Origin of the sequence: Algoriphagus sp. UBA3586 (genome assembly GCF_002376385.1) — a bacterium.
Taxonomy (GTDB): domain Bacteria; phylum Bacteroidota; class Bacteroidia; order Cytophagales; family Cyclobacteriaceae; genus Algoriphagus; species Algoriphagus ornithinivorans.
The window spans coordinates 32,618-48,736 of the sequence record NZ_DFMT01000046.1 but is presented as its reverse complement, the minus strand read 5'-3'; the positions used below and the strand labels follow the sequence as shown (position 1 = coordinate 48,736).

The following is a 16,119-nucleotide window of genomic DNA, read 5'->3' as shown; positions in this document are numbered from 1 at the left end:
GTGTAATTGAGTAACTGAGTAATTGATTAACAGTGTGTTTGTTCAGGGTATACTCCATTAAGGGCAATCCAATTCTTTATTTAAATATTGGTTTTGAAGAAACCAGATTTGGATTTAGTTCTAACCTTTATTCACCAGCTAAAGCTGTAGGAATTTTTTAGCATTGAACTGAATATCGCTTCATTAAAAAATAGGAACGACCCTTAAGGCTATTCAATCAATGAGTGTCAAGATCAGTTAAGCGTATGAAAAAAAAGCCCGGTTCCCCGGGCTTTTTATTGATTGGTGATCAATTACTTTAACTCTAATTGTTGAATTTGACCATTCGAACCCCTGATTTCCTCATACTTTCGAATCATTTCCTGGAGCTTTTCAGGATTGCTTGATGCCAAGTTATTTTGCTGTTCAAGATCCTCCTTGAGATTATACAATTGATAATCACTCGAGTTTCCCAATTCAATATTGACCTGATTTTGAACTGCCGGTCCTGGATACGGCGGGATCATAATCCAATCCCCTTGTCTTAAAGCTGTTTTTGTTGTAGCCTCCAATACAAAAGCATCTCTTCCTTTTTCGCTTTTCCCAAGAAATGTATCTAATAAATTCTGGCTGTCTGGGGCACTTTGCTCACTTCCAACCAAAGCGGAAATTGATGCCAACAAATCAATCTGAGTAACCAAAGCATCAGAAACTCCCGGTTGGATTTTCCCTTTCCAATAGGTGACAAAAGGAACTCTTGTCCCAGCCTCAAATAAAGAATATTTGCCCCCTCTCAATGGCCCTGCTGGAGTATGGTCACCTAATTTCTCAACAGCATCATCGTAATATCCATCGTTGAGTACAGGCCCATTATCGCTAGTGAAAACAATTAAGGTATTTTCCAAAATCCCAGCTTCTTCCAAAGCCTTGATGAATTCTCCAATCACCCAATCCGCTTCCAGAATCACATCTCCTCTCGGCCCCATGCCTGACTTTCCTTCAAACCTAGGATGAGGAGTCCTTGGAACGTGTGGCTGCTGCAATCCATAATACAAGAAAAATGGACTGTCTGACTGGGCTTTTTCTAAAACATATTCCTTGGCTTTGGCCAAAAAATGATCAGCCATATCCACATCACTCCACTTGGCACTTGCACCACCTTTCATAAATCCAATTCTAGGCACTCCATTAACGATGCTGTTATTGTGACCATGATGCCATTTCATAGTCAAGAGTTCTGGATTGGAGATTGCAGTGGGCTCTCCTTCAAAGTTCTGATCATAATCCACCTGAATAGGGTCATTAGGATCCAAATTAACCACTTGTCCATTTTCTATATAGACTGTGGGTACTCGATCTTGGGTGGCGGCCATGATGTGGGAAAAATCAAACCCCACCTCATTAGGACCTGGCTTAATTTGCTGATTCCAATCCACGCTTCCATTTCCCAGTCCCAAATGCCATTTACCGATTACCGCTGTATGATAACCTTGGTTTTGTAAAATTTTCGGTAGTGTCAATTGAGCTGTATCAATCAAAAGAGGAGCTGTTCCGGGAAGAATTTTAGCATCCTGATTTCTCCAAGGATAAGTACCTGTCAAAATTGCATACCGGCTCGGAGTACAAGTGGCAGATGAGGCATATCCATTGGTAAACTTTACTCCCCCATTTGCTAATTTATCCATATTTGGGGTTTGAAGCGTCCCAGCTTCATAGGCACTCACATCTCCATATCCCAAATCATCCATGTAGATAAAGACGATGTTGGGCTTCTTAGATGGAGCTTCTTCATCCACCTTTTTATTTTGACATGCGAGGGAAAAAACCATTCCCAACAGGATTGCAAAAAAACTAATAGACCTATTCTTCATAAATTTAAATTTGGGTATTTGGTAAATCTTAGGCTTTACTTTCATTTTAATCATTTTTCTTTTCTGCCATTTGAGGAAAAACCTGAATGGCACCAATTCCAGGATTATCCAAAATTGGATTGCCTAATATGTCCTTACTCAGATGAAGACCATCAATCAATCCAAACTCATCCCCTGAAAGGAATGGTACTTTTACCCCACTCTGAACTACAGCAACATTTTGAGGAATGTAGTCTTCTACATTTAATCCCCCTGGCACTCTAAATTGAGCATCTCCAACAATTCCATCTTCTGATTGAATCAGCGCATTTTCAGGCCAAAGACCATTTTTGACAAATAGATTATTCTTAAAAAAAACGTCTTCCAACTCCCTATTCGACTCATCATCAGGCTTATATTGATCTCCTGCTACCAACTCCGTCTTTCCCGGAATATGAAAAATATTATTGGCAATTAGCACCCCTTTGGAACGATTGTCTATCGCAATTTTTGCAACTATTTCTTCACTGACATAAATCGTATTATTATAAAAATAAGAATTAACTGGTCCCTTTCTCTCCTTGTCGCCTCCTTGATAGCCACTCAACCAGAATATTTTACCCTCTTGAAAAGCCCCATTTTGTCCTTTAATCCTATGGCCGTCATTTACAGAAATATTGTAGCGATAAGCACAATTGTAATTATTCCCCAATATCTCAGCAAAACCTCCGGCATTATAGGCTGAGAAGTTATACTGCATCACAATGTTGTCACAGTTGAAATCAATGTGAGCACCAGCAGAATCGCCCGGGCCATTAGCGTACATAAATTTATTTTTCTCGATCAATACCATGGAGGAACTCCAAGTCCATAATCCGCTTCCTCTTCCCCATTTTCTCCCATCATCATTGCTGCCGGAATACATTACTTCATTATCTGCCACGTAAACAAATTTTACTCCGGACATCTGAATTCCAGGTCCTCCCGTTCTGTGAACAGTATTCCCTTTTATCGTAATCCTGCGGATATTTTGATCAGTATTCCCAGTTAATTTAATACCCGTATGACTAAGATCTGAGATATGGGAATTTAAAATCTCGATATCCTCTATCATCTCGGAATCTGATTGATTCATTACCCGAATTCCCCAGCCATATTTTTGAGTTCCATTGGCTGACTTGACTTCTTCAGCACTTCTCTGAATTCCTTTTTCCTCGAAAAAAACTCTGGAAATTATCAAGTTATCTAAGGTTACTCCTTTCACTCCGCCTTTTTTATTGGCACGGATCAGTACTCCTACCCGCATTTGACCCTCGGGAGACATCTTTCCATAGCCTTCAGCCGTGATTTCCAAATTCTGAACTCTGACAAAAGAGGAATTTTCTATTAATATACCGTTCAAATATCCCTTTGCATCAATCCTTGCTAGTTTGGAAGGAGAATTATTCTGTTCGCTGTAGCTGCTAATCACCAAGGGCTCATTTTTTTCTCCCTTCAACCCTATGATTTCCAAGCTTCCGTTGAAAGTTTGTCCTTCGGCCAACAAAATCCTATCCCCGGCCTGAAGATTCAGAGATTTCACTTTATCAAGGCTTTGAAAAGCCTGATTCTTACTAAGTCCGGAATTAGTATCATTTCCCATTTTTGGATGGAAATAGTAATCTGTTGCCAAGGCTGCATTCCCAGCAAAAAATAGGAACAAGAGGCCCAGAATGGACTTTATTCTGTTTTGTAAATTCATTGTAAATAGTTTAAAAGTGTTTGTTTTCTTTAGTTTTCAATTTTTCTATCCGGTGTGTATCTATCCGGATGCAAGCGGCTATACTCCTCATCTTCCAAAAGACCCAAGAAAATAGGATCCATCAATTGCTTTTTCCAGGCTTCTAATTTTTCCGATAGCTTTTTAGCCAAAGCCTCTTGTATTGAAAATTGATTTTTGGATTCAGACAAATCCTTAGAAAGATCAAACAGGAAGTTTTGATTGGGCTGCATAATCATCTTAGAGTCACCGGAACGAATGGCAAAGCGATTGGCATTGTAGTTTCTCCAATACAGTTCCTCATGTGGAATCCCTTTCTTATTCCCCGTCAAATAAGGAATCAAGTCAACTCCATCTAGCTCATTTTTAGGCTTAACATTTGCTAAAGAAGCCGCCGTTGCGAAGATGTCCAATGAGATGATAGGCGCATCATATCTTTGACCTGAGGGAACCTGCCCTTTCCACTGCAAGGCAAAAGGAACTCTGATTCCACCTTCAAAGAAATCACCTTTAAAACCTCTCAGGGGCTTATTATTTGATCCATTGTCTTTGGTAGGCCCGCCATTATCTGAAAGGAAAAAAACTAGCGTATTCTCTTCTATATTGAGGGTTTTTAGCAAATCCAATAAGGCACCTACTCCATCATCCACCGCACTGACCATTGCCGCATAGGTTCTCCTTTTTTCATCTTTTATTTCAGGAAACCTGCTTAAATACTTTTCAGTGGCCTGCATAGGCGCATGAGGCGCATTGTAAGCTAAATACAAGAAGAAGGGTTGATCAGCATTATTATTGACAAAATTCAAAGCCTCTCTTGAAAGCGCATCTGTCAGGTATTCTTGCTCATTGACTCTTTCATCATTCTTTAAAAGCTTGGTTTTATATCCATCCCATTGATCTCTGGCTTCTGAGAGGTCATTGAGCACCCACTTTTCAGGAAAATATTGATGCCCTCCTGAAAGAAACCCGTAGAATTCATCGAATCCTCTTTTATTAGGAACTAAGCTTGGATGTGCTCCCAAATGCCATTTTCCAATAGCGCCAGTTCTATATCCTGCTTTTTTCAACAAATCCGCCATGGTTTCCTCTGACAATGGTAAGCCCATGGTGGAATCCTTAGGAGCCAAAAGAGGATTTCTGGCAAAGCCAAATCTATCTTGATACCTACCTGTTATTAAGCCTGCTCTGCTTGGACCACATACGGCAAATGATACGTAACCAGAACTGAAAACCACGCCATTGCTGGCAATCCTATCAATTCCTGGTGTAGGTATATCGGTGCTACCATTAAATCCTACATCTGCATATCCTTGATCATCAGTCAAAATGACTATGATATTTGGTCTATCTTCTGGTGATCTACTCTGTGACCAGCAGGTCAAAGAAAAGAGCAATATGCTTACTAAGAGCTGTAATTTTTTCATGTATTTGGATGAACAAGTAAACACCCCCACCCGATATCGGGTGGGAGTGATTGACCAATCTATCTATGAATTGATTATTACTTTTTAATTCCAAACTGGATTTTGAACCAAATTTGGATTGGCGTCTATCTCAGATTGCGGGATTGCAAAAACCTCAGAAAGTCTGCCTCGATACTGCGGATTATATGGACCTACTGGATCAGCTTTGGCGCGAGCATAAGCCGCCTCCACTTCACCCAATCTCTTCACATCCATAAATCTTAATCCTTCAAATGCCAATTCTACTCTTCTTTCCAATCGGACTAAATTCAATAATTCCGATTGACTAAGATTAGTACCATTTACATTCGTTACAGTAGGCATTCCCGCACGGGTTCTGATTTGATCCAGTAGAGGATATACTTCACTCAACTGACCTGATTCTGCCAAAGCTTCTGCACGCATCAAGAGTACATCAGCATAGCGAATCACATAAAAATCCTGACCTCCCGGACTGAATGGTGCAATGCCATCTGCAGATTGATCATCTCTTACATACTTTTTTAATCCAAACTTGGTGGCTGTATTCCCTCTAAAAGGTCTATCCAAGTATTTTACGAAAATATCCCCCTCAAAATAGATGGAAGCACCCAATCTAGGATCTCTATTTTCCTTACGTTTTTGTGGGTTATAAAGAGGAGAAGATGAAATAGGTAAGCCATCTATACACAAATAGGAATTAACCAAATTTGGCATTGGCTGCACATTTACCTTAGGAATACCCAAGAAGGTAGAGGAGAAAGTTTCCCCATTATTCGACTGATCCTGAATAAATCTCACTGAGAAGATAATTTCCTTTGACTGCTCGCCTGCCTCTGTAAACAATTGCTCATAGCTCGGATGCAATTGGTATCCCAAGGACATAATTTCAGAAGTTAGTCTGATTACCTCCCCATAATTTTGATTATACAATTCAAAACGGGCTAACAGAGAAAGTGCTGCACCTTTGGTAGCATAGCCGAATTGAGAGGGAGGATAGGACACAGGCAATGCATCAGCTGCTGCTCTTAATTCTGAAATAACAAATGCTCTCAGTTCTTCATAACTATTTTTAGGAACATATGCTTCTTCCAAGGTCTGAGTCGAAGTAATCAGAGGAGCATCTTCAAAATAAACAGCTAAGTTGAAATAGAACAGCGCTCGTAAGAATTTTGCCTGAGCTACCAATGCATCTCTTGAAGAAGCACTAATATTACTATCCGGAATTCGGGCAATGTTTTCAATAGCCACATTTGCTCTGGCTATCCCTCTATAAAGAGAAGTCCAAAAGGAAAGAAAGAATCCATAAGCGGGATCAGCTCTGCCTTCTACGAAATTCCCGGGCCCTTCAAACTTGTAATTATTGAATGTATTATCAGCGAAGCTGTCATGTTGTGGAATTCCTGCCACTCCATTTAAATTTCCACTATACATCACTCTATCTTGGAGGACTTCATACACTCCATTGATGCCTAACAAGGCATCTTTTTCATTTTGCCAGAAATTACCTTCTGCCAACTGGGTCAAGGAACCTCTTTCGAGATAATCCTCAGAACAAGAGGCCAAGAAAAGGATACTGATTAGATATATGAGTTTTTTCATCTCGATTAAAATTTAAAGTTGACACCTGCGGAAACGACTTTGTAAAGCGGGGTGGTTTGATCTGTGTTACCACCTCTTTGCCTTTCCGGGTCAAAGTTTTTGACTTTGGTGAAAGTCAACAAGTTCTGACCACTCACGAAGATTCTGGCTTTTTGTAAAAGCGCAATTTTCGAAAAATCAGCAGGTAAAGTATATCCCAATTCTATATTTCGAAGTCTCAAATAAGACATATCCTGCACGTAGAAAGAGGAAGTAACGGCATTATTCACCCCTCCTAATCTTGGAAGAGTTTCGGAAGGATTTTCAGGAGTCCATCTGTCTATCCAATAGGCTAATGCATTGTTTCTGTCTCCCTCCATTGGGGTTTGACCATTGCCGTCCAAATATCTATCGATTCTTCCAACTCCTTGGAATACTAAGTTCAGGTCAAAACCAGACATTTGAAATCCGGCATTGAAACCATAGATCCAATTCGGGAATGGATTTCCAATTATAGTTCTGTCAAATGCATTGACAACGCCATCTGGCTCTCCATCAGGTCCGGAAATATCAGCGTACTTCAAGTCCCCCGGTCTTGTCAGGTTACTGCCAAATTGCTGTGGTGCATTATCAACCTCCTCTTGTGTTTGGAAAACTCCAAGCACTTGATATCCAAAGTAAGAATTGAAAGGAGCTCCGATTCGAATAATCGTATTACCACTGATGGTTTCCTCTCCTCCAGGACCTAAATCAGTCACCTTATTATCTGCCATCTTCGTGACGTTGGCAGAGATATTCATTTTCAATTTCCCAATTGTCTCTCTATAATTTATTCCTAATTCAATTCCGCTGTTTTCCATGCCTGCTGCATTTTGAGCAGCCAAATTGGTTACTCCAATCGTATTTGGAATTGGAAAATTGGTATAGAGAATATCAGAGCTTATTCTTTTAAAATAATCTGCTGTCACATTCAATTTATTGGCAAAAAGAGCTACATCCACACCTATATCAAATTGTTCGATGGTCTCCCAGGTAATAAATGGGTTGGCCAATGAAGTTAAAGCAACCGCCGGCACAATGCCATCTACACCCAAATGATAATCTAATCCAGTGTTGTAGGTTTGCTCATAGATGTAATTCCCAATCCGGTCATTACCACTAATTCCCCAGCTGGCTCTCAATTTCAAATCGGCCAAAACTTCAGATCCTGCCAAGAAACCTTCTCTTCCTATATTCCATCCTGCAGATACAGAAGGAAATGTTCCATATCTATTCGTTGGACCAAATTTGGAAGAACCATCTCTTCTCACATTAGCTTCAAAAAGATACTTTTCATTGTAATTGTAATTTACTCTTCCAAAAAATGACTGCCAAGCTTCTTCAGATGCTCCTCCACTTACTGAAGGGTTGATTACACCTCCACCATTGAATTCCTGAATCGCGTCAGATGGAAAGCCCTGTAGCGAACCTGAAAATCCATCTGCTTTATCATAGATCACAGAATGCCCCAGCATAAAGTCGAAATTGTGGACTTCATTCAGACTGGTTGAGTAGCGGAAAATATTCTCATTCAATAACCTGTAATTAAAATTCAGATTATTATTCAGGTCGTTCAGATCATTTTGAAGTACTACTTCTCCTTCCCAATCTCTTAGAATATTGGTTGGACGGAAATTCGAAATATTGGCAAAATTGATGATTGCACTACCACTGGTTTCAAAAGTTAGCTTTTTACTAATCTTTGCTTTTAAACCAATTCTCTCACTGATGTTGATATTATCATTACTAAAGTCCCCAAAGTTACCGGTTAACAATACGTTATTAATTGGGTAAGAAAAGTTTACATTTTGATATGCTCCATCAACTACGCCCAATTCTCCATTAGAATATCTTACCGGTACTGTTGGGGAAGATCGCTGAAACTGATTAATGATACCTGTTTCACCAGTAATCGCACCTGCACCGCCACTTGGCCCTACAAATCTGGACCAATAAGCATTGGTTACATTGGTTAAGGTTAACCAGTCATTGGCATTTACAGAGAGGTTAATTCCTAAATTGTATCTATCTGATTTAAACTTTCCTCTTACTACTGCTTCCTGGTTCAAATAGCCTAGAGAGACTCTGAATGAAGTTCTGTCAGTTCCGCCTGTAAAAGAGAGATAATGATTTTGAATTGGTGCGTCCCGAAGAGCCACATCAGCCCAGTTGGTGTTAGCAAACTGATCAGGATTTGTTCCATTTCTGATAGCTTGAATATCAGCTTCAGAAAATCTCATCGGAGAGTTTTGACCATTCACATTTCGGTCTCTCTCATTTTTTAATAAAGCATAGTTTACAGCATCCAAATATTCAGGGACAACTGTAACTTGCTGAACTCCAAAGTAATTATTGTAATCCACAGAGAATTTACCCTTGGATCCTTTTTTGGTGGTCACAACTAGTACTCCATTAGCTCCTCTTGCACCATAAATTGCGGAAGCGGAAGCATCCTTAAGCACTGAAATACTTTCAATATCAGATGGAGCTAGATTATTAAATTCCGCTAGCCCTTCGTATTGGATGTTGTCAATCACAACCAAAGGATTGGTTCCACCGAAAGTTCCAATCCCACGAATGATAATTGCAGATCCATCTGCACCAGGAAGTCCTGTGGACTGAGTTAACTGAACTCCTGCAAATTTACCGTACATCAACTGTGCAGAGTTGGTTACAGGCTGGTTCACTGCCTCGTCAAACCTCACTGTTTCTACAGAGCCGGTTAAGTTGAGTTTTTTCTGTTCACCATAGCCAACAACCACCACTTCTTCCAAGAGGGATTCTGATTCAGCTAACGCTAAATTGATTACTGACTGGTTTCCAACTTGAATTTCTTGAGTATTGAATCCTATCAGACTAAAAACCAAGACTGATTCTGATGAAGGCACATTGATGGAAAACTTCCCATCCAAATCCGTGACAGTTCCCTGATTAGTTCCTTTAACTAAGACAACAACTCCTGGGATAGGAGAATTATCGGAAACTGAGGTCACTGTACCAGAGACTGATTTGGCACTCTGTCTGGCTATCGTTGCTGAGAAGCTTATGAGAAAAAGCCCCAGCACCAGCAGGCAATTCCTTAAAATAAGCCCCATTCCAGATCTCTTATTCTTTGAGAGATCATCTGTAGAATTTCTATCCATGAAAGGAAAATTTTGGGTTATTACTAATTAAAACTTATCCAAATTTTGATTTTCATCTCCATATATAAGGGGTATGAATCATTCAAGTCAGTGGACAAATCATTCAATCATTAAAAAAAGCACCCTATTGGATGCTTTTGAAAGGGTTTTATTCGGCTTTTTGGAGAATGAGTGATTTATAATCCGAAGGGAGACAACCAAACTGCTGCTGAAAGGATTTCTTGAAGTGTTTGTAATCATTAAAGCCAACTTCATAGGCAACCTGACTGAGTTTGTAGTCTGTTTGCAAAATCAATTGAGCCGCTTTTTTCAATTTGACAGAGCGAATGAATGCAGTAATAGATAGGCCTGTGAGGGATTTTATTTTTCTAAAAAGGGTAGACTGACTCATACAGAGTTCATCTACCATGGTTTCTATTCCAAATTCCTCATTGAGTAAATTGGCGTTGACCAAGGAGATGGCTTTTTCAATAAACTGCGCATCCAAATCATGCTCCACTACTTCTTTGGAATCTGGTTCAAAGCGAACTTTATTTAAAAAGTATTCTCGAAGCTTTTTTCTGTTTTCCAGAATATTCTTAACCCGAGTTTTAACTATACCGGGATTAAATGGCTTGGTAATGTAATCCTCGGCCCCTGTCTGCAAGCCATCCATTTCGTAAGCAATGGATGTCCGGGCTGTCAATAGGATTACTGGAATATGGGATATATTGATTTGATTTTTGATTTCATGACAGAGTTTGATCCCGTCCATTTTAGGCATCATCACATCTGAAATCACCAAGTCTGGCATTTCCTTCTGAATCATGGCCAAAGCCTGCTCCCCATCTTCAGCTTCCCAAATATGGTATTCCTCACTCAGAAGGGATCGCAGATAGACCCGAATATCTTCATTGTCATCAGCAATGAGAATACTGATTTCTTTCCCTTCATGATCAATCTTGAGAACATCTTTATGCTCGAAGTCCAAGTCTAAGATCTTCTCTGTAGAAATTTTAGAATCAGAAGCCTCTTCCTTAACTTCAGAAAGATCGACATTGAATGGTAAGGAGAAGAAAATACAAGTTCCGACTCCCGGCTCAGAATCCAAGTCGATTTTTCCATGATGCAAATCCACAATATTTTTGGAAAATGCCAATCCAATCCCACTTCCGACCAGATTAGAGGTCTCTGCATTCTGAACTTGATAGAATCTATCAAATACCAGTTTAGACTCCTGATAACTCATGCCGATTCCATTATCTCTGACACTTACTTTGATTGAATCAGAATTTTTGGTCAACTCCAAACTAATCTCTCCACCATCTTTGGTGTACTTAAAGGCATTCGAAAGGAGGTTACAAAGGACAATTTCCATTTGAGATCTATCGAAATCCAAGTTCAACTGATCCAAATCGCTTTCAAAATGGTAATTAATTTGCTTTTTGATGGCAAGGCTTTTAAAGCTGATATACACCTCTTTTGCAAAATCTACAAAATCTGACCTGGTTGGATTCAATTTTAAAAGACCATGTTCGGATTTTCTAAAGTCCAGTAATTGATTGATCAAACCCAGCATTCGCTTTCCGTTTGACTCTACCAAGAGCAGTTTTTCTTTTACCGTTTCTTTCAATTCGAAATTGCTGAGAAGCTCTGTAATCGGACTCAGGATCAATGTTAAGGGGGTGCGGAATTCATGAGAAATATTGGTGAAAAAGGTAATCTTAGCTTCGCTTAATTCATGCTCCTTTTCTTTTTCAATTTGGATGATGCGAAGCTCAGCTTCCAATCTAGCCTGCCTTGCTGATACATAACGAATCAAAAACAATATTCCGACAGTAAGTAGAAAATAGCCTAGAAATGCCCACCAAGTCAGCCAGGGAGGAGTGTCGATTTGAATGAATAAACTCCTTTCCGGACTCCAGTCCTGATTATTTCTACTGGCTCTGAGCAATAATTCATAATCACCCCATCTTAATCCGGTAAAACTGATTTGATTATTGGCTCCAAGATTCACCCATTCATCCTGAAGTCCTTTCAGTTTGTAGGAATAAAAAATATTATCTGCTCCTAAAAAGTCATTCACAGTAAACATCAGTGAAAGGTGATTTTGACTGTAATCCAATTCAATAGACTCCGTGTTTTCTATAGAGTTTTCCAAAATGATCTTCCCATCCACTTCATCACCCACATTCAAAGTTTTGTTGTTGACAATGAGCTTGGTCAACACTACTTCGGGAACCTCTATACTTTCAGATATTTTAGATGGGTCAAATGAAATCAAACCATTAGAGCCTCCGAAATACAAAAGCCCGTTTGCATCCTTGAAAGAAGATCCGATGTGAAATGAATTAATCATTACCCCATCTTCTCTGTCATAGTTGATAAAGGATTTTTGAGCTGGATTATATTTCGTCAATGAAGTAGTGGTGGAAATCCAGAGATTTCCGGATATATCTTCTTCCAAGGCACAGATAAAATCATTGGTAAGACCTGATTTCCTGTCAAATGAATGTACTAAATCCAGCAACTGACCTTCTTTCTTTAAAATGATCAGTCCTTTCGGTGTACCCAAATAAATTAGATTGTCTTGCAGGTATAAATCATTGATGATACTGGGTGAAAGGGAGGAGCTCAGCAATTTATCTTGCGGAAGGAAGTTCCCGCTTTTCTCATCGTACTTATTGATCCCGGAATAAGTCCCTATCCAAATCTCCCCGTTTTTGGATTCTTTGATCTGGCTTATTCTATTGTTGGACAAAGGATGTTCAGGATTGGTTTCAGAAAAAACAATCCATTTTCCAGCATCCAGTTTTTTGGTTGAATCAATCATTTTCAATCCCAACTGCTGAGTACCCAACCACAGCCTATCTTTCGTATCAACAAGGATTGCGGTGATTTTTTGATTTTCGAAGTGCCTCTCAGGTTGCCCAAAATTTCTATTCCTGAAAATATATAGCCCCTGACCTGTTCCAACATATAAATCATTTCCTTTTTCAAAGAAACAGTTGATTCGGCTCGGAAGGACTTGACTCAATCTTGAAAAATTCGACTTCCCTTGATTGGAAAAGACACCTTCTGTCAAAGTCCCTTTATATAAAAAACCCTCACTATCCTTATAAAATGCAGTGATATTATGGTCCGGGATATTCTCCAAAGCCACGTTTCTTGAGATTTCGAAGCCTTTATTCGGATACAAAATCAGGACTCCACCATGGGATGTCCCTAGCCAGGCTATCCCATTTTCATCTATATCAATACTTACGATGATGGAGTAATTGATATTATCAAAACCCGCACCCTGAGGATTTGTATTGATTTTTCTAAAATTTTTAGCATCCTGATCACTTATAAAAAGCCCGTCCCCCCAACTTCCTATCCATATTCTATTTTTTTGATCTATGGCCAAACTTTTGACATAAGTAGCTTGAATAGGCAGAAGCTCCTCTCTAAGACTTTGGAGTTCGTAATCAAAATTAGCTAAAGAAACATTTTTTCCTTTGTTGCCCACCAGCCAAATCTTATTACGCTTAACGTCCTCAGTTAAGTTGAAATAAATGTTTTTGGTTTGAAACCTGATTCTTCGACTTTCTGAGGGGTCAAATTTGTTGAGTTCCTTTCCTGCTATAAACCAGATATTATCATATTTATCTCGGATAACATTGTAGATAGGCTGGTCGGTAGCAAAGTGTTGGATCAGTTTTTCATTTAGGGGATCCAAGACAAAAAGTCCACTACTCCAAGTACCTGCCCAGATAAAGCCGTTTCCATCTTGCTGAATTGAGATCACCCGGAGTTTTTTAGTGGTCAGGGATGAAAAAATATGATTCATATTTCGAATCGTATTTTTCCTGGGGTCCATAACAGAAAGGCCACCTTCTTTGGTGCCAATCCAAATTTTATTGGCCCCATCCTTAAAAAGAATTTCGATGTTTTCGTTTTCTAGGCCTGGATATTCCTCTCCAGGTCTAAAATCAGTAAAACTGTATCCATCAAACTTAGAAATCCCTCCCTCGGTCGCGAAAAATTTCAAATTGTTCTCATCTGATACAACCTTGGTGACAAAGTTACTAAGTAATCCCCTCCGGACATTCAACACATCAATCGAAAACTCCTCTTGGGAAGGCTCAATCTGCATTGCAAAAGCTTGATGCAGCATCATTGAAGCCACTAGTAACAGCAGTAGTGGTCTCATTTATTTTGGGTTTGTTAAAGCAATTTATTCTTTTTGATTTAAAATCCTTTGCTAGTATCATTCTGATAAGCTTATGGTTTTAAAGAAAAGAATTAGCACAAATTAGCTTGATCTTTAAGGAAAGCTGGGGTGAAATTGAGCAAGTGGGGGTATAAATCGTTCAAATACTATCTAAATGTGGCGGGCGGTTTAGGCTTATTATTCAATCTTTTATAGTTTCATAAAATACTCTAGAAACTATGTGCAAGAATTTATCCTTTTGGCTTTTTCTATTTCTAATTAATCTATCAGCATCTGCTCAATCTAAAAGACCCAATGTGATTTTTATTTTGGCGGACGACATGGGTTATGGAGACTTGGGAATCACCGGTCAGGAAAAATTCCAAACTCCCAATATTGACCAATTGGCAAAGGATGGAATCCTATTTACCCAGCATTATGCTGGGTCTACTGTCTGCGCTCCCAGTCGTTCAGCATTTTTGACAGGGCTACATACTGGTCATACACCTATTCGTGGCAATAAGGAAATGCAGCCTGAAGGACAATATCCACTTCCTGATTCCTTGATGACCATTCCCAAACTTTTCAAACAAGCAGGTTATACCACGGCTGCATTCGGCAAATGGGGATTAGGCTTTCCTGAGAGCAGTGGCTCACCCGAAAACCAAGGGATCGATGAGTTTTTCGGATACAACTGTCAGCGATTGGCTCATCGCTATTATCCAGAATACTTATGGAAGAACGGGGAGAAGCTATTTCTGGAAGGCAATGATTGGACGGAGAAAAGCACCTATGCTCCAGATCTGATCCATCGAGAGGCATTGAACTTCATCAAGAAGTATGATTCTGGTAAACCCTTCTTTTTATATATCCCTTTGATCATTCCTCATGCAGAGCTGGCAGCTTCCTCAGCAGCCCGAATTGAAAAATACCATCAAAAATTTGGACCTGAAAAAGCCCATGTAGCTGGTAAAGGAGGGGATTATGGCCCTGAAATGAATTTAGGTGGCTATCAGTCCAATCCATACCCCAGAGCAACATTTGCCGCCATGATGGAGGAAATGGATTTGCAGGTAGGAGAAATCGTACAGTTACTGAAAGAGCGTGGAATGGATGAAAATACGCTAATCATTTTCACAACAGACAATGGACCTCATTTAGAAGGAGGACATGATCCGGAATTTTTTAATAGCAATGGTCCATACAGAGGATTCAAAAGAGACCTTTATGAAGGAGGAATTCGAGTTCCATTAATTATCAGATGGCCATCTGTAATTTCAGGAGGAAGAGTCAGTGAGCATGCTTCAGCATTTTGGGACTTTCTGCCCACCTTTTCAGCAATGCTGGGGATTCAGTTGGATCAGGAAACAGATGGTGTTTCCATGCTCCCAACAATCATCAATCAGGAAAAGCAGAATTCGCATGAGTATTTGTATTGGGAATTTATCGAGCAGGGAGGCAAGCAGGCAATTCGAAAAGGAAATTGGAAGGGAGTTAGAACAGGTCTGCAGAAAAATCCAGATGCAGCATTGGAGTTATATGATTTGGAAACTGACCCGGAAGAAAATTATAACCTTGCTGAAAAATATCCAGAAATTGTCAAGGAGTTAATGCAAGATTTGAGTCAGGCAAGAACAATCAACCCTTTCTTCCAACTTTTCTCAGGAGAAAAGTGATTTAATAAGTTGTATAAATTCTGTCCCATCAAGAGATTTTCCGATTTTTGGAATGCTTATCTTGCAGAAAATTTTAGAAGAATAGCTTATGATGTTTGATAGTCCCGACTATCCCTGTGCATTGGATGAACAACTTTTTAATACCTGGATGGAAAAGGGAAGAGAGAGTATGATATCATATTCTTATTTGCTGGTTTTCTGGGATGAAATGGATGAAAAATACCTGCCCATCTATGCAGAGAAAAGAAGCGAAATCAATAATTATGAGCGATATGGAGAATCTCCCGGCAGACAATTGTTAGTTGCTGCCTATGACCTGCATTCTGAATCTAGAGTAGCTTGATTTTTTTAAGATATACATAATAAAAGAAATACGGTAGAAATAAAAGAAATATACCTGCGGCGAAATATTACCAAGCCTGAGGTTGTCGGAAAGATATTTATTAAGATATAATTAAGATAAGCCTTCGGCAAGA

At 39.4% G+C, this 16,119-nt stretch carries 8 protein-coding genes; 2 read left to right on the top strand and 6 right to left on the bottom strand.

What is annotated here, in order from left to right:
* Positions 1–293 precede the first annotated feature (293 nt).
* From B2906_RS16625 to B2906_RS16600, 6 genes are all read right to left on the bottom strand, one after another.
* Positions 294–1,850, bottom strand: coding sequence for a sulfatase family protein (locus tag B2906_RS16625; protein ID WP_219958124.1), 1,557 nt, complete (start codon positions 1,848–1,850; stop codon positions 294–296).
* A 46-nt stretch (positions 1,851–1,896) separates the two neighbouring features.
* Positions 1,897–3,570: a right-handed parallel beta-helix repeat-containing protein gene (locus B2906_RS16620; RefSeq protein ID WP_219958123.1), complete on the bottom strand. Its 1,674-nt coding sequence runs from the start codon at positions 3,568–3,570 to the stop codon at positions 1,897–1,899.
* Positions 3,571–3,599: 29 nt separating this feature from the next.
* Positions 3,600–5,012 carry a sulfatase-like hydrolase/transferase gene (locus B2906_RS16615; RefSeq protein WP_219958122.1) on the bottom strand — a complete coding sequence of 471 codons (1,413 nt, stop codon included), beginning with the start codon at positions 5,010–5,012 and terminating at the stop codon, positions 3,600–3,602.
* Between the two features lie 84 nt (positions 5,013–5,096).
* Positions 5,097–6,632, bottom strand: coding sequence for a RagB/SusD family nutrient uptake outer membrane protein (locus B2906_RS16610; protein ID WP_219958121.1), 1,536 nt, complete (start codon positions 6,630–6,632; stop codon positions 5,097–5,099).
* 5 nt (positions 6,633–6,637) lie between these two features.
* A complete protein-coding gene (locus B2906_RS16605) occupies positions 6,638–9,793 on the bottom strand; it encodes a SusC/RagA family TonB-linked outer membrane protein (protein WP_286941854.1) in 3,156 nt (1,051 codons plus the stop codon).
* Between the two features lie 148 nt (positions 9,794–9,941).
* Positions 9,942–13,967: a two-component regulator propeller domain-containing protein gene (locus tag B2906_RS16600; protein WP_286941852.1), complete on the bottom strand. Its 4,026-nt coding sequence runs from the start codon at positions 13,965–13,967 to the stop codon at positions 9,942–9,944.
* 239 nt (positions 13,968–14,206) lie between these two features.
* On the opposite strand from B2906_RS16600, the gene B2906_RS16595 reads away from it, so the two are divergent.
* Both B2906_RS16595 and B2906_RS16590 read left to right on the top strand, forming a co-directional pair.
* On the top strand, positions 14,207–15,643 hold the full coding sequence (locus tag B2906_RS16595) for an arylsulfatase (protein WP_286941849.1): 1,437 nt from the start codon (positions 14,207–14,209) through the stop codon (positions 15,641–15,643).
* An 88-nt stretch (positions 15,644–15,731) separates the two neighbouring features.
* Positions 15,732–15,986 carry a hypothetical protein gene (locus tag B2906_RS16590; RefSeq protein ID WP_339816780.1) on the top strand — a complete coding sequence of 85 codons (255 nt, stop codon included), beginning with the start codon at positions 15,732–15,734 and terminating at the stop codon, positions 15,984–15,986.
* Positions 15,987–16,119: the final 133 nt, after the last annotated feature.